At 66.2% G+C, this 21956-nt stretch carries 23 protein-coding genes; 9 read left to right on the top strand and 14 right to left on the bottom strand.

Going from position 1 to position 21956, the window contains the following annotated elements:
* Positions 1–7: 7 nt before the first annotated feature.
* The 3 genes from AB4Y40_RS10680 to AB4Y40_RS10690 all read right to left on the bottom strand — a co-directional run bounded on the left by AB4Y40_RS10680 (position 8) and on the right by AB4Y40_RS10690 (position 1389).
* On the bottom strand, positions 8–478 hold the full coding sequence (locus tag AB4Y40_RS10680; protein WP_368687637.1) for a DUF3318 domain-containing protein: 471 nt from the start codon (positions 476–478) through the stop codon (positions 8–10).
* 15 nt (positions 479–493) lie between these two features.
* A complete protein-coding gene (locus tag AB4Y40_RS10685) occupies positions 494–880 on the bottom strand; it encodes a phage holin family protein (protein WP_028205315.1) in 387 nt (128 codons plus the stop codon).
* A gap of 206 nt (positions 881–1086) precedes the next feature.
* Positions 1087–1389, bottom strand: coding sequence for a YqjD family protein (locus AB4Y40_RS10690; RefSeq protein ID WP_007584918.1), 303 nt, complete (start codon positions 1387–1389; stop codon positions 1087–1089).
* A 360-nt stretch (positions 1390–1749) separates the two neighbouring features.
* Here AB4Y40_RS10690 and AB4Y40_RS10695 point away from each other — a divergent pair, with 360 nt between their 5' ends.
* Positions 1750–2388, top strand: coding sequence for a peroxiredoxin (locus tag AB4Y40_RS10695; RefSeq protein ID WP_368687638.1), 639 nt, complete (start codon positions 1750–1752; stop codon positions 2386–2388).
* Positions 2389–2495: 107 nt separating this feature from the next.
* On the opposite strand, the gene AB4Y40_RS10700 is transcribed toward AB4Y40_RS10695, so the two are convergent.
* Positions 2496–3686, bottom strand: a complete 1191-nt coding sequence (locus tag AB4Y40_RS10700; RefSeq protein ID WP_254317026.1) for an acyl-CoA dehydrogenase — start codon at positions 3684–3686, stop codon at positions 2496–2498.
* Positions 3687–3813: 127 nt separating this feature from the next.
* Between AB4Y40_RS10700 and AB4Y40_RS10705 the strand changes: the two genes are divergently transcribed.
* The gene (locus AB4Y40_RS10705) at positions 3814–4614 is read left to right on the top strand and encodes an IclR family transcriptional regulator (protein ID WP_368687639.1); all 801 of its coding nucleotides are present in this window, start codon (positions 3814–3816) and stop codon (positions 4612–4614) included.
* A 78-nt stretch (positions 4615–4692) separates the two neighbouring features.
* Here the strand turns inward: AB4Y40_RS10705 and argF are convergent, their stop codons facing one another.
* Complete coding sequence (argF, locus tag AB4Y40_RS10710; protein WP_368687640.1) at positions 4693–5622, bottom strand: ornithine carbamoyltransferase; 930 nt, start codon at positions 5620–5622, stop codon at positions 4693–4695.
* Positions 5623–6255: 633 nt separating this feature from the next.
* On the opposite strand from argF, the gene AB4Y40_RS10715 reads away from it, so the two are divergent.
* Positions 6256–6603, top strand: a complete 348-nt coding sequence (locus tag AB4Y40_RS10715) for a DUF3579 domain-containing protein (RefSeq protein WP_324159890.1) — start codon at positions 6256–6258, stop codon at positions 6601–6603.
* Positions 6604–6744: 141 nt separating this feature from the next.
* On the opposite strand, the gene rpsT is transcribed toward AB4Y40_RS10715, so the two are convergent.
* Positions 6745–7017 (bottom strand): 30S ribosomal protein S20, encoded by a 273-nt coding sequence (gene rpsT / locus AB4Y40_RS10720; protein WP_069262794.1) that lies wholly within the window; start codon positions 7015–7017, stop codon positions 6745–6747.
* 421 nt (positions 7018–7438) lie between these two features.
* Here rpsT and murJ point away from each other — a divergent pair, with 421 nt between their 5' ends.
* Together murJ and AB4Y40_RS10730 are read left to right on the top strand one after the other, a co-directional pair.
* Positions 7439–8989, top strand: a complete 1551-nt coding sequence (murJ, locus tag AB4Y40_RS10725) for a murein biosynthesis integral membrane protein MurJ (RefSeq protein WP_368687641.1) — start codon at positions 7439–7441, stop codon at positions 8987–8989.
* 5 nt (positions 8990–8994) lie between these two features.
* Positions 8995–9834 carry a SirB1 family protein gene (locus tag AB4Y40_RS10730; protein ID WP_035513442.1) on the top strand — a complete coding sequence of 280 codons (840 nt, stop codon included), beginning with the start codon at positions 8995–8997 and terminating at the stop codon, positions 9832–9834.
* 75 nt (positions 9835–9909) lie between these two features.
* On the opposite strand, the gene AB4Y40_RS10735 is transcribed toward AB4Y40_RS10730, so the two are convergent.
* The 5 genes from AB4Y40_RS10735 to lpxK all read right to left on the bottom strand — a co-directional run bounded on the left by AB4Y40_RS10735 (position 9910) and on the right by lpxK (position 14058).
* On the bottom strand, positions 9910–10668 hold the full coding sequence (locus AB4Y40_RS10735; RefSeq protein WP_368687642.1) for a 3-hydroxyacyl-CoA dehydrogenase: 759 nt from the start codon (positions 10666–10668) through the stop codon (positions 9910–9912).
* A 199-nt stretch (positions 10669–10867) separates the two neighbouring features.
* On the bottom strand, positions 10868–11530 hold the full coding sequence (gene adk, locus AB4Y40_RS10740) for an adenylate kinase (RefSeq protein ID WP_069262791.1): 663 nt from the start codon (positions 11528–11530) through the stop codon (positions 10868–10870).
* Between the two features lie 300 nt (positions 11531–11830).
* Positions 11831–12634, bottom strand: a complete 804-nt coding sequence (gene kdsB, locus AB4Y40_RS10745) for a 3-deoxy-manno-octulosonate cytidylyltransferase (RefSeq protein ID WP_368687643.1) — start codon at positions 12632–12634, stop codon at positions 11831–11833.
* Between the two features lie 160 nt (positions 12635–12794).
* Positions 12795–12998 (bottom strand): Trm112 family protein, encoded by a 204-nt coding sequence (locus tag AB4Y40_RS10750; RefSeq protein WP_042266182.1) that lies wholly within the window; start codon positions 12996–12998, stop codon positions 12795–12797.
* A complete protein-coding gene (gene lpxK / locus AB4Y40_RS10755) occupies positions 12979–14058 on the bottom strand; it encodes a tetraacyldisaccharide 4'-kinase (RefSeq protein ID WP_368687644.1) in 1080 nt (359 codons plus the stop codon). The genes AB4Y40_RS10750 and lpxK overlap by 20 nt, the downstream gene beginning before the upstream one ends.
* A 559-nt stretch (positions 14059–14617) precedes the next feature.
* On the opposite strand from lpxK, the gene xseA reads away from it, so the two are divergent.
* Together xseA and sodB are read left to right on the top strand one after the other, a co-directional pair.
* Positions 14618–15994, top strand: coding sequence for an exodeoxyribonuclease VII large subunit (gene xseA / locus AB4Y40_RS10760; RefSeq protein ID WP_368687645.1), 1377 nt, complete (start codon positions 14618–14620; stop codon positions 15992–15994).
* Positions 15995–16393: 399 nt separating this feature from the next.
* Positions 16394–16972, top strand: a complete 579-nt coding sequence (gene sodB, locus AB4Y40_RS10765) for a superoxide dismutase [Fe] (RefSeq protein ID WP_042266176.1) — start codon at positions 16394–16396, stop codon at positions 16970–16972.
* 107 nt (positions 16973–17079) lie between these two features.
* Here sodB and AB4Y40_RS10770 read toward each other — a convergent pair whose 3' ends face one another.
* Positions 17080–17655, bottom strand: coding sequence for an isochorismatase family protein (locus AB4Y40_RS10770; protein WP_342921129.1), 576 nt, complete (start codon positions 17653–17655; stop codon positions 17080–17082).
* 63 nt (positions 17656–17718) lie between these two features.
* Here AB4Y40_RS10770 and AB4Y40_RS10775 point away from each other — a divergent pair, with 63 nt between their 5' ends.
* Positions 17719–18369, top strand: a complete 651-nt coding sequence (locus AB4Y40_RS10775) for a TetR family transcriptional regulator (RefSeq protein ID WP_368687646.1) — start codon at positions 17719–17721, stop codon at positions 18367–18369.
* Positions 18370–18394: 25 nt separating this feature from the next.
* Here the strand turns inward: AB4Y40_RS10775 and clpP are convergent, their stop codons facing one another.
* Entirely contained in the window at positions 18395–19039 is a 645-nt protein-coding gene (gene clpP / locus AB4Y40_RS10780) for an ATP-dependent Clp endopeptidase proteolytic subunit ClpP (RefSeq protein ID WP_368687647.1), read from the bottom strand.
* 175 nt (positions 19040–19214) lie between these two features.
* Here clpP and AB4Y40_RS10785 point away from each other — a divergent pair, with 175 nt between their 5' ends.
* Positions 19215–20327, top strand: coding sequence for a sigma-70 family RNA polymerase sigma factor (locus AB4Y40_RS10785; RefSeq protein WP_368687648.1), 1113 nt, complete (start codon positions 19215–19217; stop codon positions 20325–20327).
* A gap of 24 nt (positions 20328–20351) precedes the next feature.
* Here AB4Y40_RS10785 and AB4Y40_RS10790 read toward each other — a convergent pair whose 3' ends face one another.
* Positions 20352–21623 carry an EAL domain-containing protein gene (locus tag AB4Y40_RS10790; protein ID WP_368687649.1) on the bottom strand — a complete coding sequence of 424 codons (1272 nt, stop codon included), beginning with the start codon at positions 21621–21623 and terminating at the stop codon, positions 20352–20354.
* Positions 21624–21956: the final 333 nt, after the last annotated feature.

The raw sequence follows: 21956 nt of genomic DNA on the forward strand, positions 1-21956 counted from the left end.
GCGGCGGTTAGCCGGTGAGGTCGTCTTCGTCGGACCTGTTGCGGGCAGGCGGGTTCGCCGAGGTGCCGCGCTGGCGCCGCACCTGCTGCCACACGCGATACGCTTCCCACGCCGTAAAGGCGAGGCCGCCCCACTTGATCACGGGGCGCGCAGCCGAAACGATGCTCGTACGCAGCGGCTTCGCCACGATGAGCGAGATGAGCGAACTGACCAGCGGATATTCCTTGAGCAGGCTGCCGAGGCCGGAAGCCACGCGGCTACCGCCAGAGCGACCGAATCCGGGCACCACGAAGCGCAGCCAGCTGAAGTTCGTGACCGTCGCGCGGATGTCCACAATCGCTTCGGCCATTTCGGCGCGCTCGACGCTCGCTCGCACGAGCAGCAGTTCCTTGCGCAGGGCGCGCAACTGCGGCGTCGAGAGGTCGTGCGCGCGGCCGCGGCGGGGGCGAAAAGCAGTGTCCGGTCGGGGTTGGTTCATGGCGTCGGCTCGCGGCTAGGGGTTGCGCAGGGCGTCTCGGTCTTTCTCGAATTCCTCGAGCGTCGCCTGGAAGACGAGCGGCGCGGTGTGCAGCCCGCGGCGCGCCTTCAGGCCGCAGAAAATCGCCGCGATCGCATAGACGATCGTGAGACCGGCGAGCGCCTCCCAGCGGTACGTGTCCCAGAAGGCGATGGCCACGAGCGCCGTGAGCGCGATCAGGGCAAGCATCGCGAACATCATCCCCGCGAGGCCAAGAAAGAGCACGCCGATGAGGCGGTCCTTCTCCTCGGCGAGTTCGATGCCGATCAGTTCTAGCCGCGTCTGTAGCATCGCGGACGCGGAGCCGAGCAGTCGGCGCAACGGCCCGTGTTCGTGTCGCTGCGAGTGGGTGTCTGTCGTCATGGCGATGGCAGGTGGCGCAGGCGGAGGCCCGAGCAATGCGCAAGAAAGAACGCAAGAAAAGACAGCGGGCTCAATCGGCCCGGCGAGACTAATCAGTGCGGCTGGCGGCGTGAGCAAATAGCCGTCAGCCAACCGCTGCCAGCCGGCTGGTCGAGCCGCGCCGCGCGAGCGGCCCGGAGACCGTCCGCGTGGTACGGCGAGCCGCTTTATTTGCGGTTGATCAGCAAGCCGACCAGCACGCCCACGCCGGCGGCGATCCCGATCGACGCCCACGGATGCTCGTGGACATAGTCGTCGGTGGCGCGTGCCGCTTTCTTGCCTTTCTCGACCACGACCACCTGGACGTCGGCGGCCTTCTCTTTTGCCTGCTTCAGACGCGAGAGTGCCGTTTCGCGCAATTCCGAAGCGCGCTCGCCCGTAGCGCTCGCAGCCTGCTTGAGCAGGTCCTCTGCATCCGCGAGGACGGTTTTGATATCGGACATCAGCCTCTCCTTGTTGACCTCTGACATTGACTGGCTCCCATCGTGTCACATCACGCGTGAATCGTAACAAAGATCCGGGCGCTGGCAAGCGTGGCGCGCCGCCACGACCTGCGAATTCGCACGAACCGTTCCCGCGAGCGTGCGTGGACGGGGTTCTGGATCTCGCTCACAAAAAATCGCGTGGTGAGAGTCATTGATTTGATCCGGCACCTAAAGTTTCCTCCAACCGGTTCAAAATTACAAAAACTCATACCGGTGTGAGGCGATGTTCGTTCGCGGGGCGCAGCCAGGGCCTGTATGCTTGAATGTTGTAAACGTCCACTGGATCAACGGCCCGCGCGCGCCGTTTCGATCAAACCCGTTCACCTCGTTCAAAGGAACCGCACCATGAGTCTACGTCTTGGCGATATCGCACCCGACTTCGAGCAGGATTCGAGCATTGGCCGCATCAAGTTTCACGAGTGGCTCGGCAATAGCTGGGGCGTGCTGTTTTCACATCCGGCCGACTTCACGCCGGTCTGCACGACCGAGCTTGGCCTGACCGCCAAACTCAAGGACGAATTCGAGAAGCGCAACGTGAAAACGATCGCGCTTTCGGTGGATAGCGCCCAGTCGCACAACGAATGGATCAAGGACATCAACGAGACGCAGGCCGCGAACGTCGGCTTCCCGATTCTCGCGGACGGCGACCGCAAGGTGTCCACGCTGTACGACATGATTCATCCGAACGCGAATGAGACGCTCACCGTGCGCTCGCTCTTCGTGATCGACCCGAACAAGAAGGTGCGCCTCATCATCACCTATCCGGCGAGTACGGGCCGCAACTTCGACGAGGTGCTGCGCGTGATCGACTCGCTGCAGCTCACCGACAACTATCAGGTCGCGACGCCCGGCAACTGGAAGCAGGGCGACGACGTCGTGATCGCGCCGTCGCTGAAGGACGAAGAAGTCCTCAAGCAGAAGTTCCCGAAGGGCTACAAGGCCCTGCGTCCGTATCTGCGCATGACGCCGCAGCCGAACAAGTAAGCCGTTCGGCCAGCGTCCGCGCAAGAGAGGTGCAATAACAAAAACGCCGCACGAAACGAATCGGGCGGCGTTTTTTTATGCGCCGGCGATGCCGGGCAGGGCAGCGATCAAAAGAACGCCTGAATGCCCGTTTGTGCGCGGCCGAGGATCAGCGCGTGGATATCGTGCGTGCCCTCGTACGTGTTCACGACTTCGAGGTTCACGAGGTGGCGCGCCACGCCGAACTCGTCGGAGATACCGTTGCCGCCCAGCATGTCGCGGGCGAGACGCGCGATGTCGAGCGACTTGCCGCACGAGTTGCGCTTCATGATCGACGTGATCTCGACGGCCGCCGTGCCTTCGTCCTTCATGCGGCCAAGACGCAGGCAACCCTGCAGGCCGAGCGTGATTTCCGTTTGCATGTCGGCGAGCTTCTTCTGGATCAGCTGGTTCGCGGCAAGCGGGCGGCCGAACTGCTTGCGGTCGAGCACGTACTGGCGCGCAGTGTGCCAGCACGATTCCGCGGCGCCGAGCGCGCCCCAGGCAATGCCGTAGCGCGCCGAGTTCAGGCAGGTGAACGGACCGCGCAGGCCCTTCACGCCCGGCATGAGGTTTTCTTCGGGCACGAAGACTTCGTCGAGCACGATTTCGCCGGTGATCGAGGCGCGCAGACCCACCTTGCCATGGATGGCCGGCGCCGACAGACCCTTCCAGCCTTTCTCCAGGATGAAGCCGCGGATGTCGTCCTTGCCGTCTTCCTCGAGCTTCGCCCAGACGACGAACACATCGGCGATCGGCGAGTTCGTGATCCACATCTTCGCGCCCGAGAGCGAGTAGCCGCCGTTCACCTTCTTCGCACGCGTGACCATGCTGCCCGGGTCCGAGCCGTGGTTCGGCTCCGTGAGGCCGAAGCAGCCGATCCACTCGCCGCTCGCGAGCTTGGGCAGGTACTTCTGCTTTTGCGCTTCCGAGCCGAATTCGAAGATCGGCACCATCACGAGCGACGACTGCACCGACATCATCGAGCGATAGCCCGAGTCGATGCGCTCCACTTCGCGCGCGATCAGGCCATAGGCGACGTAATTGAGGCCGGGGCCGCCGTATTGCTCGGGAATCGTCGGGCCGAGCAGGCCGACTTCGCCCATCTCGCGGAAGATCGAGGCGTCCGTCTTCTCGTGGCGGAACGCTTCGAGCACGCGCGGCGCGAGCTTGTCCTGGGCATACGCGGCGGCGGCGTCGCGCACCATGCGCTCCTCTTCGGTGAGCTGCTGGTCGAGCAGAAGCGGGTCTTCCCAATGGAACTGGGCGTGTGCGGCCATGGTGTCTCTCCTTTCCTCAAATCCTTGAAATGGGCAAATTTGCGCTTGACGCGAGTTCCGCTATGCGGAACAATGTTTTGCAAATTGACTTTAGTGTAGCACCAGGGCGCCCATGTCTGCATCCGGAATGACTACGACTTCTTCTTTTTCTGCTTCGCTGGCCGAGGGGCCGGTCGACGAGCGCAAGTTCGTCGTGGCGCTCGCTCGCGGGCTCGACCTGCTGCGCGCGTTCCGTCCCGGCGAGACGCTGCTCGGCAACCGCGACTTCGTGGAGCGCACGGGCCTGCCCAAGGCGACCGTGAACCGGCTCGCGTACACGCTGACCGTGCTCGGCTATCTGCGCTTTGACGAATCGCTAGGCAAATATGCGCTCGACGCCGGGGTGCTGTCACTCGGCTTCGCGCTGCTCTCGGGCACGGACACGCTCGAACTCGCACGCCCGCATATGCGCGTATTCGCGCGCGAGGTGGGCGCCGCGGTGTCGCTGGGGTGCCGCGACGGCCTCGACGTGATCTATCTGGAGACGATCCGCAGCGAGACGGCGCTCACGCTCGGCCTCGCCTCGGGCTCGCGGCTGTCGATGCTCACGAGCTCGATGGGCCGCGCCTATCTGGCCGTGCAGCCCATCGATGTGCGGATGGCGTTGTTCGCGGAGCTGGAGAAGACAGCGGGCGCCGAAGGGCCGGCATTGGTTGCGGCCGCGAAACGCGAGATCGAGGTGTTCGGCAAGGAAGGGTGCTGCTATTCATTTCGCGACTGGCACGAAGACGTCAACGCCGTGGCGGTGCCGTTTCGCGAGCCGCGCGAGCGTCGCTGGCTCGTGCTCAGTTGCAGCGGGCCGGCTTCGTCGATGGGGCCTGACGTGTTTCGCGCGCGCGTGGCGCCGCTTTTGAAGTCGCTGGCGCGTCGTCTCGGCGAAACGGTCTGACGCGCGCGCCGCGGGCCGCAGCGGACACAAAAAAGCCGACCCGAAGGTCGGCTTATTTCATGTTGGCGCACGCCGGGCTCAGTGGTTCAAGCGCCCGAGCAGCAGGAACTCCATCAACGCCTTCTGCACGTGCAGGCGGTTTTCCGCCTCGTCCCAGACCACGCTCTGCGGACCGTCGATCACCTCGGCGCTCACTTCCTCGCCGCGGTGCGCGGGCAGGCAGTGCATGAACAGCGCATCGGCGTTGGCGCGGGCCATCATCGGCGCGTCCACGCACCAGTCGGCGAAGGCCTGCTTGCGCGCTTCGTTTTCGGCCTCGAAGCCCATGCTGGTCCAGACGTCGGTCGTCACGAGGTCGGCGCCGTCGCAGGCGTCGTGCGGGTCCTCGAACACTTCGTAGAACGGCTTGCTTTCCGGCGCGACCAGCGCCGGATCGAGCGGATAACCGGGCGGCGTGGAGATGCGCAGCTTGAAGCCGAGGATCTGCGCCGCTTCGATCCACGTGTAGAGCATGTTGTTGGCGTCGCCGACCCACGCCACGGTCTTGCCGCGGATCGGACCGCGCTGCTCGTAGTACGTGAAGATGTCGGCCAGCACCTGGCAGGGGTGGTACTCGTTCGTGAGACCGTTGATGACCGGCACGCGCGAGCTTTCGGCGAAGCGCTGCAGGATGTCCTGGCCGAACGTGCGGATCATGATGATGTCGACCATGCGCGAGATGACCTGCGCCGAATCTTCGATCGGCTCGCCGCGGCCGAGTTGCGTGTCGCGCGTGTTCATGAACACCGCGTGGCCGCCCAGCTGGAAGATACCCGCTTCGAACGACAGGCGCGTGCGCGTGGAGCTCTTCTCGAAGATCATCGCCAGCGTGCGGTCGTGCAGCGGGTGATAGGTCTCGTAGTTCTTGAACTTGCGCTTCAGGATGCGCGCGCGCTCCAGCACATATTCATATTCGTCAAGGGAGAAATCCTTGAACTGCAGGTAATGGCGTATGGTCCGGGAGGTCATGAAACAAAAACGGCGCCCGATCCGGCCTCGAACTGCAGGATTGGGCCGGCGACGCCGCTGCGGTTGGTGGTAAGTCAAAGCAGCATAAAGGATTTTGCGCATTTTGACGAGTTGCCCAAAATTTAGGCAGGGGTGCCCTGGCGCACGATGGGCGGCGCTTTCGTGACGGCTTTCGCGACTGTTTCGCGGGCGTCGCTCAGGCCCGGATCCAGCCTTTCAAGTGCCTTGTGTGCACTGCGTCAAAACGGTCAGTGCGCTATAATCCCAGAGATTTCTTAGGCACGACAAACGGGCCCTGAACGTGTGGTGGCAACACCATCGGCCAAGGTGGCGACACCTCGCGGCGACGGCAGGCCCGCGGGAGCGGCCTGTGCGCTGGCTGGCAGTGCGCCGCGAAATCGCCCTGTCGATCCCGTTGCGAGACCTGCTTGTGACACGCGTCGGCGGCGATTTTCGAGACTTCACGCCAGGCGGGGTGCGCGGCAGCCGTTCCCTATCCATCGGACTGTCCATGCGTGTGGCAGCGGGCGATCCCCGCGGCCGGCGTTCCGCGGTACCCGCGCGGGCGCAGCGCTCGTGCCGCCGTTACACGCTGCAAACGCACCCAGCAGCTACACACACAGGTACTCCTGCATGGCCGACGAAGCTCCAACCGAATACTTCATTCAAGGCATCACCAGCGCGGGGAAGAAGTTTCGTCCGAGTGACTGGTCGGAGCGCCTCGCCGGGGTGATGTCGAGCTTTGGTCCGAAAGCGTCGGCCAATGCTCGCGGCCCGAACGCCTATCTGCGCTACTCGCTCTATGTGCGCCCGACGATGATCGGCGACCTCAAGGTCGTCGTGCTTGACTCGCGCCTGAAGGACGTCGAGCCGATGGCCTTCAATTTCGTGATGAACTTCGCAAAGGACAACGACCTCGTCGTGACGGAGGCGTGCGAACTGCCTCACGACCACGCCACGCAGCAAGCCAACGTGCGCTGACGGCGCGGCGACGGCCACGGACGGACCCGCCTCGGCGGGTTTTTTTGCGCCCGGCAGAAACAAAAAAACCCGCCGAAGCGGGTTTTTTGTGGTGCAGCTCAAAGAGGGGGCTGCCAGCCGTGGCCGGCAATCCGAAGCTCTTTACTGCGCGGCTTGCATTGCCTTGACGGCAGCAGCCAGGCGGCTCTTATGGCGAGCGGCCTTGTTCTTGTGAACGATCTTCTTGTCGGCGATGATGTCGAGCGTCTTGCCCGATGCCTTCAGAACTTCAGCAGCCTTAGCCTGGTCGCCGGCGTCGATTGCCTTGCGAACAGCCTTGATGGCGGTGCGGAACTTCGAGCGCAGTGCCGAGTTGTGCGAGTTTGCCTTCGCAGCCTGACGGGCGCGCTTGCGTGCTTGTGCGGAGTTTGCCATTGCGATTCCTTGTGATTGCGGAGCGTGGTGCGACCGACGCTCTTTGCCTGGATTTGAACGACCGGCAGGATGCCTGAGACGTTCAAAACGGTATTTGCCGGCTGAGTTTCGCTCAACCAGCCGCGCCTTTTGTGCCAGAGCGGGTTTCTACCTCTTTCCTGCCCCCTTTCCAAGACGCGTTTCGAGCCCTCCGGGAGAACTCGAATCGATGATTATAGCAACAGAATCATGCGAGTGGCAATCACGACACGATAGCGAAGCCAGACGCTGCGGGACGTGAACGCCTTTCACGCAGCACGGTCACAATCAGCGCGCTTTGTCTTTGCCACCCGTTCGCCTGCGGCGTCGCGCGGGGTTGTGCGCCGACCTTTGCGCTGCGCATCCGCGATGGAGCGGACGACGCCCGTATAATGACCGCCCCATGAATCTATTCCGAGCCCTGCTGACAGTCAGCGGCTTCACGCTGCTGTCGCGCGTGACCGGTCTGGCCCGAGAAACGCTGATCGCGCGCGCCTTCGGTGCGAGCCAGTACACCGACGCTTTCTACGTCGCGTTTCGTATTCCCAACCTGCTGCGCCGCATCTCGGCGGAGGGCGCATTTTCGCAGGCCTTCGTGCCGATTCTCGCGGAGTTCAAGAACCAGAAGGGCCACGACGCCACGCGCGCGCTCGTCGACGCCACCTCGACCGTGCTCGCCTGGGTCCTCGCGATCCTCTCGCTGCTCGGCATTTTCGGCGCGACGTTCGTCGTGATCGTGGTCGCTTCGGGCTTGAAGAGCGACGGGCAAGCGTTCCCGCTCGCCGTCACGATGACGCGCATCATGTTCCCCTATATCGTGTTCATCTCGCTGACGTCGCTCGCGTCCGGCGTGCTCAACACGTACAAGCAGTTCTCGCTGCCCGCGTTCGCGCCGGTGCTGCTCAACGTCTCGTTCATTACCGCGGCCGTGGCCTTCGCTCCGCACATGAAGCAGCCGGTCTACGCGCTCGCGTGGGCCGTGATCGTCGGCGGCGTGCTGCAGTTCATCGTGCAGCTGCCGGGCTTGAAGCGCATCGACATGATGCCGCGCATCGGCCTGAACCCGCTCAAGGCGCTCGCGCACAAAGGCGTGAAGCGGGTGCTCGCGAAGATGGTGCCCGCCATGTTCGCCGTCTCGGTCGCGCAGATCAGCCTCATCATCAACACCAATATCGCCTCGCGTCTCGGGCCCGGCGCGGTGTCGTGGATCAACTACGCCGACCGCCTGATGGAGTTCCCGACCGCGCTGCTCGGCGTGGCGCTCGGCACGATCCTGCTGCCGAGCCTCTCGAAGGCGCACGTCGATGCCGATCCGCACGAGTATTCGGCGTTGCTCGACTGGGGCCTGCGCGTGACGTTCCTGCTGGCTGCGCCTTCGGCCGTCGCGCTCTTTTTCTTCGCCGAGCCGCTCACGGCCACGCTGTTTCACTATGGCAAGTTCGACGCCACGTCCGTCATCATGACGGGCCGCGCGCTGGCGGCCTACGGCGTGGGGCTCGTCGGCCTCATCCTCATCAAGATCCTCGCGCCCGGCTTCTACGCGCGCCAGGACATCAAGACGCCGGTCAAGATCGGTGTGGGCGTGCTGATCGCCACGCAGATCAGCAACTACATCTTCGTGCCGATCTTCTCGCACGCGGGCTTGACGCTCTCGGTCGGCCTCGGCGCCTGCATGAACGCGCTGCTGTTGTTCATCGGGCTGCGCCGCCGTGGCATCTATATGCCGTCCTCCGGCTGGGCGACGTTCTTCGTGCAGCTGCTCGGGGCATGTCTCGTGCTGGCCGGGGCGATGCACTGGTGCGCCATCAGCTACGACTGGATCGCACTGCGTCATGCGCCGCTCGAGCGCATCGCCTTGCTTGGTGCGTGCCTCGTCCTGTTCGCGGCGCTATATTTCGGTATGCTTTGGCTGATGGGCTTCAAATACGCGTACTTCAAGAGGCGGGCGAAGTGACCACGATGACTACGCGGGTTCTGGATTATTTCAGCGCGCTCGTTGCCGACGACGAGAGCCTGCCGCTCACCGAGGCGGCACTCGCGATCGCGCAGGACGCTTATCCCGACCTCGATCTGCAAGGCACGCTCGCCGAGATCGACGAACTCGCGCTGCGTGTGCGCCGCCGCATGCCCGAAGGGGCGGACGTGCGCCAGCAGGTGGCCGTGCTCAACCGCTGCTTCTTTCGCGAGATGGGCTTCGCGGCCAATCTCAACGACTTTCTCGACCCCGAAAACAGCCACCTGAACGCCGTGCTCAAGCGCCGGCGCGGCATCCCCATTTCGCTCGCGGTGCTGTATCTGGAAATGGCGACCCAGCTCGGCCTGCCCGTGAAAGGCGTGTCGTTTCCGGGGCATTTTCTGCTGCGCGTGGCGTTGCCCGAAGGCGACGAGATGCTCGATCCCACCACCGGCCGCACGCTCACCGAATCCGACATGGTGGAGATGCTCGAACCGTTCGTGGCCAACGCCGGCGATTCCGTGGCGCGCGCGCTGCGCATGCTGCTCGAGCCGGCCACCCGCCGCGAGATCGTCGCGCGCATGCTGCGCAACCTGAAATCGGTCTATCTGCAGACCGAGCGCTGGCAGCGCCTGCTGGCCATCCAGCAGCGGCTCGTGATCCTGCTGCCGGAGAACATCGAAGAAGTGCGCGACCGCGGCTTCGCTTATGCGCGGCTCGACTATCTGCGACCGGCGCTCGAAGACCTCGAACACTATCTCGACGAGCGCCCCGACGCGGAAGACGCAACCGTCGTCGAGTCGCAGTTGCATGAGTTGCGCCAGCGCACGCTCGATAACGACTGAAGCCCGCGGCCAGGCCGCAGAAAAAAGCCCGCGATTTTCGTCGCGGGCTTTTTTTGCGCGGGGCAGGGCGCGCCGTTACTTCGGCTGCATGCGGATCGCGCCGTCCAGGCGGATCACCTCGCCGTTGAGCATCGGATTCTCGACGATCTGCTTGACGAGCATCGCATATTCATCCGGCTTGCCGAGGCGCGGCGGGAACGGGACCATCGCGCCGAGCGCGTCCTGCACCTCCTTGGGCATGCCGAGCAGCATTGGCGTTTCGAAGATGCCGGGCGCGATCGTCATCACGCGGATGCCGCTGCGCGACAGGTCGCGCGCGATCGGCAGCGTCATCGCGACGACGCCGCCCTTCGAAGCGGCGTAGGCCGCCTGGCCGATCTGGCCGTCGTAAGCGGCCACCGACGCCGTGTTGACGATCACGCCGCGCTCGCCGCCCTCGCCGGGTGCGGTCTGGGCGATGGCGGCCGCCGCGAGGCGGATCATGTTGAAGGTGCCGATCAGATTGACCGAAATGGTCTTCGAGAACGTCTCGAGCGGATGCGGGCCGTCCTTGCCCACGGTCTTCACGGCGGGCGCGATGCCCGCGCAGTTCACGAGGCCGCGCAGCGTGCCGAGCGCGGTCGCCGCGGCCACGGCACGCGCGCCGTCGTCCTCGTCCGCCACGTTGCACTTCACGAACGCGCCGCCCAGTTCTTTCGCGAGCGCGTTGCCGGCGTCCTCGTTGAGGTCGGCGATGACGACCTGGCCGCCTTCGGCCGCGATCAGACGCGCGCTGGCCGCGCCGAGCCCCGACGCGCCGCCGGTGATGAGAAATACGTTGCCGCGGATCTGCATCTTTCGTCTCCTGTCGTTGTGGCCATGCTGTCCCGCGTAGAGAGGCAACGCGCGCGAGACTCACCAAAAACAAAACGGGCCGGCTGGCGTCGCGTCCCGAACCACCTCGGGAGTGCGGCGCCAGCCGGCCCGCAGGCAAACCAGCAAGTGTGCCGAAACCGGCTTCGGGTCGGACTTCGCCCCGTGGACTTTGACCCGCTTACTTGAGCGCTTCGAACGCGCGCTCGCGAATTTCGTCGACGCTGCCGAGGCCCGAGATCGCGCGATACTGCGGCGCCTGCAGGCCGTTTTCCTCACCGCGCTTCGCCCAGTCGCTGTAGTAGGCGATGAGCGGCTTGGTCTGGGCGACGTACACGTCCAGACGCTTGCGCACCGTTTCTTCCTTGTCGTCGTCGCGCTGGACGAGCGGTTCGCCCGTCACGTCGTCCGTCATGTCCACCTTCGGCGGATTGAACTTGACGTGATACGTGCGGCCCGAAGCCGGGTGCATGCGGCGGCCGCTCATGCGCGTGATGATTTCGTCGAACGGCACGTCGATCTCGAGCACGTAGTCGATCGCGACGCCCGCCTGCTTCATCGCTTCGGCTTGCGGCAGTGTGCGCGGGAAGCCGTCGAACAGGTAGCCGTTCTGGCAGTCGGGCTCCTGAAGGCGCTCCTTCACGAGATTGATGATGAGCTCGTCGGTCACGAGTTCGCCGGCGTCCATGAATCGCTTCGCTTCGAGGCCAAGCGGCGTACCGGCCTTGACGGCCGCGCGCAGCATGTCGCCCGTCGAGATTTGCGGAATGCCGAACTTTTCCTTGATGAAGGTTGCCTGGGTTCCCTTGCCCGCGCCCGGGGCGCCCAACAGGATCAAACGCATGTGAACAATCTCCGATCTGTGTGAATTCTTGCGGCGCGGCGGCTGCCCCGCACGCGCGGTGGGGCGGCATCGTCAGCGTCGTGCGTCTCCTCGCCCGTTCGCTCACGGCCGTCGAGGCAGTGCTGGCGGGGGCGACGGCACGTCCCGCGCGGCTTTCGCCCGGTGTTCATGACCTGCACTGGACACGGGGCGGCGCTGCAAGACGGTGCCGAAAAGCGGGGAAACCCCGACGCACAAAGGCTTTAGACGGCTCGCGCAAACAATTGATTATGCCATGGGATTTTTGCCCCACGGACGGAATTAAGGCCGGTATAACGCCTGCACACGGGCGAGGTCGGCGGGGGTGTCGACGCCCGGCGCGGGTGCCTCGGTCGTCACGAGCACGGCGATGCGCTCGCCGTGCCACATCGCGCGAAGCTGTTCCAGCGCCTCGACCTGCTCGATCGGCGAATGCGCGAGCGAGGGGTAGCTGCGCAGGAATTTCGCGCGGTACGCGTACAGGCCGATGTGGCGATAAACGGTCGCGGGAGCCGGCGGGGCGGCCATTGCGCCGAGATCGAGGCGCGCCGGCGACCAGTGCGGCTGCCAGGCGTCACGGGCCCAGGGAATCGGCGCGCGCGAAAAGTAGAGGGCAACGCCGCGGGCGTCGAGCACGACCTTCACGACGTTCGGGCTGAAGATTTCGTCGGGCGCCGTGATCGGATGCGCGGCGGTGGCGATCGCGCATTCGGGGTGCGCGGCGAGGTGCGACGCAACGTCGCACACGAGTGCCGGGTCGATCAGCGGCTCGTCGCCCTGCACGTTGACCACGATCGTCTCGTCGCTCCAGCCGTAGTGCTCGGCGACCTCGGCTAAGCGGTCGGTGCCCGACGGGTGGTCGGCGCGCGTGAGCACGGCCTCGAAACCGTGGGCACGGGCGGCGTCGAGCACGCTCTGGGCGTCCGAGGCGATCAGCACCTGCTGCGCGCCCGAATCGCGTGCGCGCTCGGCCACGCGCACCACCATGGGCTTGCCGCCGATGTCGGCGAGCGGTTTGTTCGGCAGCCGCGTGGACGCGAGACGCGCCGGGACGACGGCGATGAAGGGTTGCACGGGAGCGATCATGGCCAGTTGGAGCTAGGACAGGAAAGGGGATTGGGAAACCGGTTCGGGAAACCGCCTTGGGAGACGACAGCGCGCCGGGGGGCGGCGCGCGTGATCCGGTTTCGAGCCGATAAGACGAGATGAGCGGAGCAAGCGGCGCGCACGGCGCCGCCCGCACGCCTTACGCGGCGCTCGGCCCGTGCGGATCGACCGGCGTGCCTTCCACGGTTTGACGCGCTTCGTCGACGAGCATGACCGGAATGCCGTCGCGGATCGGGTAGGCGAGCTTGTCGGCGTTGCAGATCAGCTCCTGCGCGGCGCGGTCATAGCTGAGCGGGCCCTTGCAGATCGGGCAGACCAGGATTTCAAGCAGACGAGCGTCCACGAAGTTTCTCCACAACCAGGGTAATGAGGCGATGATCGAGCGCGGCTTCAACGGGGACGACCCAGATGCGCGCATCGTTCCAGGCCCCCAATTTTACTGCATCCTTTTCGGTGACCAGGATGGCGTCGGCGGTGACGTCGGCGAACGGGTTGCTGGCGTAGGCGTAGTGGTCCGGCAGCGGCAGGGTTTGCGGCGCGAGGCCGGCCGCGCGCAGCGTCGCGAAAAAGCGCTCCGGCGAACCGATGCCGGCCGCCGCCACGAGGCGCAGCGCACCCTGCGATCCCTGTGTGCCTGCGCCTTGTCCCGCTGCGGCCGTGCCCGCGGCAAACTGCGCGAGCGGTCGGCGCAGCGCCGGATTGGCGAGATGCCAGGCGTCGCCGGGTTCGAGCTTGAGCGCGAAGGTATTGGGCCAGGCGGGCAGCGTACGCTCGAACGGATTGTTCACCAGCGTGGCGTCGCGCCGACGCGAGAGCGGCTCGCGCAGCGGGCCCGCCGGCAGCAGAAAGCCATTGCCGCCCAGGCGATGGTCGAACACCACGACCTCGACGTCGCGCGCGAGGCGGTAGTGCTGCAGGCCGTCGTCGCTCACGATCACGTCGACGTCGCTGTGAGCGCCGCACAGCGCCGTGGCCGCCGCCACGCGGTCGGGCGAGACCCAGACGGGCACGCCCGTGCGGCGGGCGATCAGCAGGGGCTCGTCGCCGCAAAGGCGCGCGGGCGTATCTGCTGTGACGGGCGTAGGGCGGGCGATTTTCGCGCCATACCCGCGCGAGACCACGCCCGGCGAGAAGCCCGCGGCGCGCAGCGCCTCGACGAGCGCGATCACCGTGGGCGTTTTGCCCGTACCGCCCACGGTCACGTTGCCGACCACCACCACGGGCACGCCCACGCGCACGCGCTTGAGCCAGCCCGCCGCAAAGGCGGCGCGGCGTGCACCGCTCACGGCGGCGAACACGGCGGCGAGCGGCGTGAGTGCCCAGGCGAGCGCGCCGCGGCGTTGCCAGGCGTGCGCAAACTGCGCTTCGAGGCGTTCCTTGAGACTGGGGACGGGGCCGCTCATCGGCAATTTGCGCGCGAAGCGCCGCACGCGGCATGCGGGAAGCAGACAGGCAGGGCGGGCATCGGGTCGGTTCTCCGGTTCCAGGTGAGCTGAGCGACAAACAAGACGGCAGACGAATGACCTGCGCAGGCGAGCAACCGGCGCTTCGCGTGACGCGGCACAGGCGCTCGTGAACCCGGCACTCTAGCGCGGGTAGGCGTTACGCGGCAAGTTGCCGGGCCGTACGCAATTGTCGGTTGCCTGCAAGCCGCGCGAAACGCCCGAAAATTCGCCGCCTGTGGATAACTTTGTGGAGAAGTAGGTCCCGGGAAGGCGCAAAGGCCCATTCGTTGGCCTCTCCATCGGCCTGTAAGGATGTGATATCGATAAAAAACGTATAAAAATCAACGGTATGAGCCGTTTTTTCAGCGTTTGCGGGCCAGCCGCGGCCATCATGCCGCATGACAGCGCCGATGTGGACACTTCGCGGGGCTTGCGGGCCGGGTCTCATTCATGCTGGACTACCGCCCCCCGAACGGTCTATCGTCTGTCCGGCCAAGGTTTCTCCACACCCTTACGCATGCTATCCGACCGTTTTTCCGCTTCCTCCGCGCCTTCGGGCGACGTCGTCGTGCCGGTCTCGGCGCTCAACCGGGCGATCGCCTCGATGCTCGAGCGCACGTTCCCGCTGGCATGGATTTCCGGCGAAGTTTCCAACTTTACGCGCGCCGCGAGTGGCCACTGGTACTTCTCGATCAAGGACGCCCAGGCGCAGATTCGCTGCGTGATGTTCCGCGGCCGCGCGCAGTACGCCGAATTCACGCCGCGTGAAGGCGACCGCATCGAAGTGCGCGCGCTCGTCACGATGTACGAGCCGCGCGGCGAACTTCAGCTGAACGTCGAGGCCGTGCGGCGCACCGGCCAGGGCCGCCTCTACGAAGCCTTCCTGCGGCTGAAGGCGCAACTCGAGGCCGAAGGGCTCTTCGACCCGGAGCGCAAACGCCCGCTGCCCTCGCATCCGCGCGCGATCGGCGTGATTACGTCGATGCAGGCCGCCGCGCTGCGCGACGTGCTCACCACGCTGTGCCGCCGCGCGCCGCACGTGCCGGTGATCGTCTATCCCGCGCCGGTGCAGGGCGCGGGCTCGGCAGAAAAGCTCACGGCGATGCTGGCGACCGCGAATGCGCGCAACGAGGTGGACGTGCTCGTGCTGTGCCGCGGCGGCGGCTCGATCGAGGACCTGTGGTCGTTCAACGACGAGGCGCTTGCCCGTGCGATCGCGGCCAGCGCCATTCCGGTGGTGAGCGGCGTGGGGCACGAAACCGATTTCACGATCGCCGATTTCGCCGCCGACGTGCGCGCGCCGACGCCCACTGGCGCGGCCGAACTCGTCAGTCCGCAGCGCACGCTGCTGCTGCGCGACCTCGACCAGCGCCATGCCGCGCTGGCCCGCGATTTCGGCCGTCTGCTCGAGCGCCGCGCGCAGCAGCTCGACTGGCTGGCGCGCCGGCTCGTTTCGCCCGTCGAACGGCTTGCGCAGCAGCGCACCCACTTGCGCCAGTTGACGATACGGCTCGCCTCGGCGGGTTCGCGTGCCAGCGCCGAGGCGCGTGCGCGCCTGAACGTCATGCAGATGCGCTGGCAGCGCGCGCGGCCCGACGCCGCCGCGCAGCGCGCCCGGCTGGAGTCGCTCGGCCGGCGTCTGGACGGCGCCTTCGCGCGCCAGCGCGAGCGCGAAGCGGCGCGCGTTTCGGAACTCACGGCGCGGCTCGAAGTGCTGAGCCCGCAGCGCACGTTCGAGCGCGGCTACGCGGCGCTGCTCGACGCGCAAAGCGGCGCGGCCGTGCGCTCGCCCGCCACGCTCAAACCGGGCAAGCGCCTCACCGTGCATCTCGCCCAAGGCAGCGCCGACGTCGCGCTCGCCGATGTCCAGCCGCGCCTCGCCGACGGTTTCTGACCCGGGTTCGCGGGCGGCCTGTCGGGCCCGTTGCTTGCTGCTCAGCGAGGCACCGGCGCCATCGCCCGATCGCTTCGCCTCGACGAACAATCGTGGCGGCGAACGATTGTTGCAGTCTCGTTGCAGGAAGTTTGCACGCCGGTTGCGCGGAGATTGCAACGCGATTGCAGCCGTCCTGCCTGCGTGCAAATCCGGCATGGAAAGCGTTGTTCGAGCGTCGCTGGATCGGCGAAAAACCGCATCGCGGTTGATGCGGAAACGCCCTGCGCAAACGATATCCGGCATAAAGGCCGCTCGTTTGCGGGGTTATTCCAACTCGCCTACAATCGAGTGCTCCATGCCGGCGAATTTGTAGAACTTCACGCAGAACTCCCCATAACACGACGAAGGAACCGCATCATGTCATTTACGCTCCCGCCGCTGCCGTTCGCGAAGAACGCCCTCGCTCCGCACATGTCGGAAGAGACGCTCGAGTTCCACTACGGCAAGCACCACCAGGCTTACGTCACGAATCTGAACAACCTGATTCCGGGCACCGAGTTCGAAAAGCTCTCGCTCGAAGAGATCGTCAAGAAGTCGTCGGGTGGCGTGTTCAACAACTCGGCGCAGATCTGGAATCACACGTTCTTCTGGAACAGCCTCTCGCCGCAAGGCGGCGGCGCACCGTCGGGCGCGCTCGGCGACGCGATCAACGCGAAGTGGGGCTCCTACGACGCGTTCAAGGAAGCCTTCACGAAGGCTGCCGTGGGCAACTTCGGTTCGGGCTGGACTTGGCTCGTGAAGAAGGCTGACGGCTCGCTCGACATCGTGTCGACCAGCAACGCCGCCACGCCGCTCACGACCGACGCGAAGGCGCTCCTCACGATCGACGTGTGGGAACACGCTTACTACATCGACTACCGCAACGCGCGTCCGAAGTTCGTCGAAGCGTTCTGGAACATCGTGAACTGGAACTTCGCAGCACAGAACTTCGCGTAATACGAAGCCCTGCTGAATGCGCCGCACTGGCTGCGGCACATGCAAAAAGCCCTCGATGCGAATCGAGGGCTTTTTTGTTTTGAGCGAAGCGTTTTACACAAACGGATTTACACAAACGCGGCGATGGTTTCCTGCGTCGAGCGCACGTGGCCCATATGGCGGAACAGCTTCTCGAACGAGAAGTGATGCATCTCTTCGTTCAGACCCGAGGTGGCGTCTTCGACGAACACGAGCTTGAAGCCGAGATCGAACGCCGCGCGCGCGGTGGATTCGACGCCGAAGTTCGTGGCGATGCCGCCGATGACGATGGTGTCGATGCCGCGGCGGCGCAGCTGCTGCTCGAGGTTGGTGCCGTAGAACGCGCCCCATTGGCGCTTCGCGACGATCACGTCCTCGGGTTGTGCGCCGATCCCGGGCACGAGTTCGGAGGCTTCGGCCGGTGCGGGCGGGGTGTCGGGCGTGCGGCCGGGCGCGTCGGCGGGCAGCGCGAGCAGTTCGTTCAGGAGCACGTGCACCCAGACGACGGTGCCGCCCTTGGCGCGCAGCGCGTCGGCGAGCGGTTTGGCGTTGGCCACGACCTGCGCGCCGCTATAGGGCGCGATCTGGCGGCCTACGATGCCGTGCTGAAGGTCGATCATCACGAGCGCCGTGGTGCGCGCGTTCAGTGAAAGTGCTTGCGTCATGGTTCACCTATATGTGAGGATGGCTTCACATAATCATACACGAATGTGAAGGAGGCTTCAGATATGGCGGCAGATCCGCTCGCGCGCAAGGAGGCGCAAAAGGAAGCGGCACGCGAAAACGCCCGGCGCGTGCCGCGCCAGGAACGCGCGGCGCGCACGGTCGACGCGCTGCTCGAGGCCGCGGGCGAGGCCTTCGCCGAGCGCGGCTTCGAAGCGGCGACGATGACGCAGATCGCGCAGCAGGCGGGCGTCTCGGTGGGCGCGGCGTACCAGTATTTTCCGAACAAGGAGGCACTGGCTCTCGCACTGCGCAAGCGCTACGGCGACGAAATGGACGCGCGCTGGAGCGCGCTCATCGCCGCGCACGACGATGCAGGCAAGCTGCCGCTCGCGCAGCTAGTCGAGCGTCTGTTCGACCTGATGGTCGATCTGATGCACGACTATCCCGCCTATTTGCCCCTGCTTTCCGTGCCGCTCGGCTTCAAGCGCGATGCGGCCGTGCGCAATCTGCTGCGCCAGCGGTTCACGGCGCTCTTCCTGCGTTATCAGCCGGCGCTTGCGTCCGATGAGGCCTATCGCGTGGCCGAAGTCATGCTGCAGGTCATCAAGAGCCTCAACCCACTATACGCCGCGGCGAAACCGAAGGAGCGCAAGCTGCTGGTCGCCGAGTACAAGGGCGTGCTGGCGGCGTGGCTCGCCGTGCGGCTCGCGTGAGCCCGCGAGCCGCGGACACCGCGCCCTAGCGCAGTAACGGGTCGTCGCGCGACTCGATCACGCGGTCGATCAAGCCGTACTCGGCGGCCGCGTGGGCCGACATGAAGTTGTCGCGGTCGCTGTCGTGCGCGATCTGCTCGATGCCGCGTCCGGTGCGCGCGGCGAGCATCGCGTTCAGGCGCTCGCGCAGGTACAGGATCTCGCGTGCCTGCAGCTCGACATCGGCGGCGGTGCCCTGGCCGCCCCCCGAAGGTTGATGGATCATGATGCGTGCGTTCGGTAGTGCGAAGCGTTTTCCCTTGGCACCCGCGGCGAGCAAGAACGATCCCATGCTGGCGGCGAATCCCGTGCACAACGTCGAGACATCGGGCTTGATGAACTGCATCGTGTCGTAAATGGCGAGTCCGTCGTAGACCGAACCGCCCGGCGAGTTGATATAGAGGCTGATGTCCTTGTCCGCGTTTTCCGCTTCCAGAAAGAGCAGTTGCGCGACCACGAGGCTCGCGCTCTGTTCGGTCACCGGCCCGACGAGGAACACGATGCGCTCGCGCAGGAGGCGCGAGTAGATGTCGTAGGCGCGCTCGCCGCGCCCCGAGGTTTCGATCACGGTCGGGACGAGATTGAGCGCGCTCGGCGGCAATGCTGCATGATTCAGTGCAAGGGATGGCATGACTGGCCTCGTGGTTTTTCCGTTGACGGCGCGATTGCGCCGCTGCTGTCATGACGCCCGGCGCGCCTCGCGCGTGACGAAAATATTTTTGCGTGGGGCTGTCACGCCGGCCGCGTGCCGGACGTCATGAGGGAAACGGGCGGCAGCGAGCACGCATGGCGAAGGAGCGAAGCGAATGACGCAGGCGATCGACACAATCGAAGGAACGAGTCTGGAGGGCGCTGGGCGCAATGAGGCTGCGACCCCAGTGAGCGACGAAGCCGGGCCTGGCGCAGCAGCGTGGACCGACGCGCGCCGCGCCGCCGCCTTCGGCGAGGCGCGCGGGCGGCTCATTGCGCTGGCCGCACGCGTGCTGGGCAGCCGTGCGGAGGCCGAGGATGTCGTGCAGGACGCGTGGTTTCGCTGGCGCGACGCCGACGCGCAAGCCTTGCGCGCACCGCGGGCGTGGCTCGCCACGGTCACCGTGCGCCTCGCGATCGACCGGCTGCGGCGCCTGCGTCGCGAGCATGCAGGCGAACACGAGGCCGCGTGGCTCGACGACGCGGCGCCTTCGGCGGAAGAGGCGGGCTTGCGTACGCGGCGCTTCTCGGACGCGCTGCTGCTCCTGCTCGAAAGGCTGGGACCCCTCGAGCAGGCGGTGTTCGTGCTGCGTGAGGCCTTCGACTGCGACTACGCGCAGATCGGCGCGCTCACCGGGTGCACGAACGAGCATTGCCGGCAGATCGTGCGGCGTGCCCGCGTTCGACTCGCCCGCGAGGCCGCGCCGCAGGCGGCGCCGGCCGACAAGGTGCAGCACGCGCGCACGGTCGAGCGTCTGCGCGACGTGCTGCATGCACAGGATCGCGTGGGATTGATGGACTTGCTGGGAGTGACGGCAAACGCGCTGGTCGCGGCGAGCGTGGCGGAGGCGGCTCACGGCGAGTCCCGGCAAGAAGCGCCCGCCGCGCATGTTCTGCGTGCCGAGGCGCTAGCGCTGGACGGCGAGCCCGGCGTGGCGCTCGTCGCGCAGGACGGCGCGCTCGCCGCCTGGCTGCATGTGCGCGACGACCGCGACGGGCTGCCCGAGCCGGTGGTTTGTGTCGCGGCGCTGGAAGAGGGGAGCGCGGGGCCGGCCAACCGGCTTCAGGCAGCCAACCGGGCTTTCGGCGGCGAGGCGGTGCGCAGGATGCTGGCCCGGCTCGCCTCGAGCGACGGCGCGGCGTGCGTGTCTACGCTTACCGTCAGCGCTCGCGCGTCCGCCACGCACGACTGCGCGACGCTGCACACGCAGCCGCTCGTCTTCGCGTGAGCCCGGCCTCGGCCTGAACGCGCGCTAGCCGCGCAAGGCGGCGTCCCAGTTGATATCGACGCACAGCACCTGCACGCCGTGCTCCGTCTGCACGGCGACCGAGGCCGTGACGCACAGGTGCGCCTCGTTGATCGACAGATAGGGCGGCGTGAACTGCACGCGGCCCGGCGCCTTCATGGCACCGATGAAGTAAGGCCGCCGTTCCCAGCTTGCGCCCTCGGAATGCAGCAGCGGCCGGAAGCGCTTGGCGCGCTGCGACGTGCGGCCGTCGGGCAGCACGTTGTCGCCGATCTGGCGGCCCGACGCGTCGAGCAGGAAGCAGCGCGCCGTGTCGTCGAGGCCGAGCAGCGGCAGCGTGGCGTCGTTCATGTTCGCGCCCTCGGCAAGCTGCTTCGCCGCCGCTTCGATGGCGCTCACGTACGGCGCGAGACGCGCCGACTGCGAACGCTCGCGCGCGGCCACGCGCTCGCGCAGGCGCGCCGAAAGATCGTCCATGAGCTGCGCGGCCCTGGCCGGCGGCACCGGCTCGACGTCGGGCCGCGCGAAATACGCGCCCTGCACGAAGTCGGCGTTGCTCTCCAGCGCGATCAGCGCGTCGCGCTCGGTCGAAAGTCCGCCCACGAGCACGAGCTGACCCGACTCGTGCAGCATCGAGACGAGCCCCGGCAGCACGCGCTCAATATGCGCGTGGCGGCTCGCCTGGGCGAGCAGGCTGCGGTCGAGCGTAACGATGTCGGGCCGCAGCTGCCAGACGCGGTCGATGTTCGAATGCTTCGCGCCGAAGCCATCCAGCGCGATCACGAAGCCCGCCTTGCGCAATCCGTCGATGATTTCCGCGAAGCGCGAATTCTCGCCGCCCGCCTGCTCCGACACTTCCAGCACCACCCGCTGCGGCTGCAGGCCGAGCGCCTTGAGGCCGGCGAGCAGCGCGTCGCCGTAGCTCGTATCCATGAGCGCGGCCGGGTGCAGGCTCAGAAAGAGCCATTCGTCATGCGAATCGAACGCGTTGAAATTGCCCAGATGCAGCGATTCCGCGAGGCGCCCCAGCTCGAGCAGGTCGCCGCGGCGCGCCGCCTGCGTGAACACTTCCTGCGAGGGCGCCTGCTGGCCCTGCTCGTCGTGTGCGCGCAGCGACGCGTGATAGCCGATCGCGCGCCGGTGCGCGACCGAAAACACGGGCTGGAACACGCTGAAGACGGTGTAGCCGCCGTACAGCACGGTGCGGCGGGCACCTTCTTCGCCGGCGATGGGGCGAGACTGGAAGCCGGGGGGATCGAGGTCGATCATGCTGGTCATTTCGTTTCGATGGCGCGCGGGACGGACGTGACGGGCGGGACGCGTGAGCGTCAAGTTTACAGGATAGGGCAGCAAAAAGTATGCGAGTGCCTGGTCCCGTGGCCATAGGCCCGTGCGATGGGGCACGCGCCATTTCGGGATGGTGTGCGGGTTGGTGCGCGAATCCGGCGCGAACCCGGGCGGCGCACGGCCACGAGGCGTGCCGCACCTTTGCGGTGCGCGCGCCCTCGGCGAAGATGCGACCGCAACGACCGCAACGACCGCAACGACCGCAACGACCGCAACGACCGCAACGACCGCAACGACCGCAACGACCGCAACGACCGCAACGAC

Source organism: Paraburkholderia sp. EG287B (assembly GCF_040965595.1).
GTDB lineage: Bacteria > Pseudomonadota > Gammaproteobacteria > Burkholderiales > Burkholderiaceae > Paraburkholderia.

Coding starts and splice junctions, on each gene's coding strand:
- AB4Y40_RS10680 (WP_368687637.1), bottom strand. CDS start 478: ATGAACCAACCCCGACCGGACACTGCTTTTCGCCCCCGCCGCGGCCGC.
- AB4Y40_RS10685 (WP_028205315.1), bottom strand. CDS start 880: ATGACGACAGACACCCACTCGCAGCGACACGAACACGGGCCGTTGCGC.
- AB4Y40_RS10690 (WP_007584918.1), bottom strand. CDS start 1,389: ATGTCAGAGGTCAACAAGGAGAGGCTGATGTCCGATATCAAAACCGTC.
- AB4Y40_RS10695 (WP_368687638.1), top strand. CDS start 1,750: ATGAGTCTACGTCTTGGCGATATCGCACCCGACTTCGAGCAGGATTCG.
- AB4Y40_RS10700 (WP_254317026.1), bottom strand. CDS start 3,686: ATGGCCGCACACGCCCAGTTCCATTGGGAAGACCCGCTTCTGCTCGAC.
- AB4Y40_RS10705 (WP_368687639.1), top strand. CDS start 3,814: ATGACTACGACTTCTTCTTTTTCTGCTTCGCTGGCCGAGGGGCCGGTC.
- argF (WP_368687640.1), bottom strand. CDS start 5,622: ATGACCTCCCGGACCATACGCCATTACCTGCAGTTCAAGGATTTCTCC.
- AB4Y40_RS10715 (WP_324159890.1), top strand. CDS start 6,256: ATGGCCGACGAAGCTCCAACCGAATACTTCATTCAAGGCATCACCAGC.
- rpsT (WP_069262794.1), bottom strand. CDS start 7,017: ATGGCAAACTCCGCACAAGCACGCAAGCGCGCCCGTCAGGCTGCGAAG.
- murJ (WP_368687641.1), top strand. CDS start 7,439: ATGAATCTATTCCGAGCCCTGCTGACAGTCAGCGGCTTCACGCTGCTG.
- AB4Y40_RS10730 (WP_035513442.1), top strand. CDS start 8,995: ATGACTACGCGGGTTCTGGATTATTTCAGCGCGCTCGTTGCCGACGAC.
- AB4Y40_RS10735 (WP_368687642.1), bottom strand. CDS start 10,668: ATGCAGATCCGCGGCAACGTATTTCTCATCACCGGCGGCGCGTCGGGG.
- adk (WP_069262791.1), bottom strand. CDS start 11,530: ATGCGTTTGATCCTGTTGGGCGCCCCGGGCGCGGGCAAGGGAACCCAG.
- kdsB (WP_368687643.1), bottom strand. CDS start 12,634: ATGATCGCTCCCGTGCAACCCTTCATCGCCGTCGTCCCGGCGCGTCTC.
- lpxK (WP_368687644.1), bottom strand. CDS start 14,058: ATGAGCGGCCCCGTCCCCAGTCTCAAGGAACGCCTCGAAGCGCAGTTT.
- xseA (WP_368687645.1), top strand. CDS start 14,618: ATGCTATCCGACCGTTTTTCCGCTTCCTCCGCGCCTTCGGGCGACGTC.
- sodB (WP_042266176.1), top strand. CDS start 16,394: ATGTCATTTACGCTCCCGCCGCTGCCGTTCGCGAAGAACGCCCTCGCT.
- AB4Y40_RS10770 (WP_342921129.1), bottom strand. CDS start 17,655: ATGACGCAAGCACTTTCACTGAACGCGCGCACCACGGCGCTCGTGATG.
- AB4Y40_RS10775 (WP_368687646.1), top strand. CDS start 17,719: ATGGCGGCAGATCCGCTCGCGCGCAAGGAGGCGCAAAAGGAAGCGGCA.
- clpP (WP_368687647.1), bottom strand. CDS start 19,039: ATGCCATCCCTTGCACTGAATCATGCAGCATTGCCGCCGAGCGCGCTC.
- AB4Y40_RS10785 (WP_368687648.1), top strand. CDS start 19,215: ATGACGCAGGCGATCGACACAATCGAAGGAACGAGTCTGGAGGGCGCT.
- AB4Y40_RS10790 (WP_368687649.1), bottom strand. CDS start 21,623: ATGACCAGCATGATCGACCTCGATCCCCCCGGCTTCCAGTCTCGCCCC.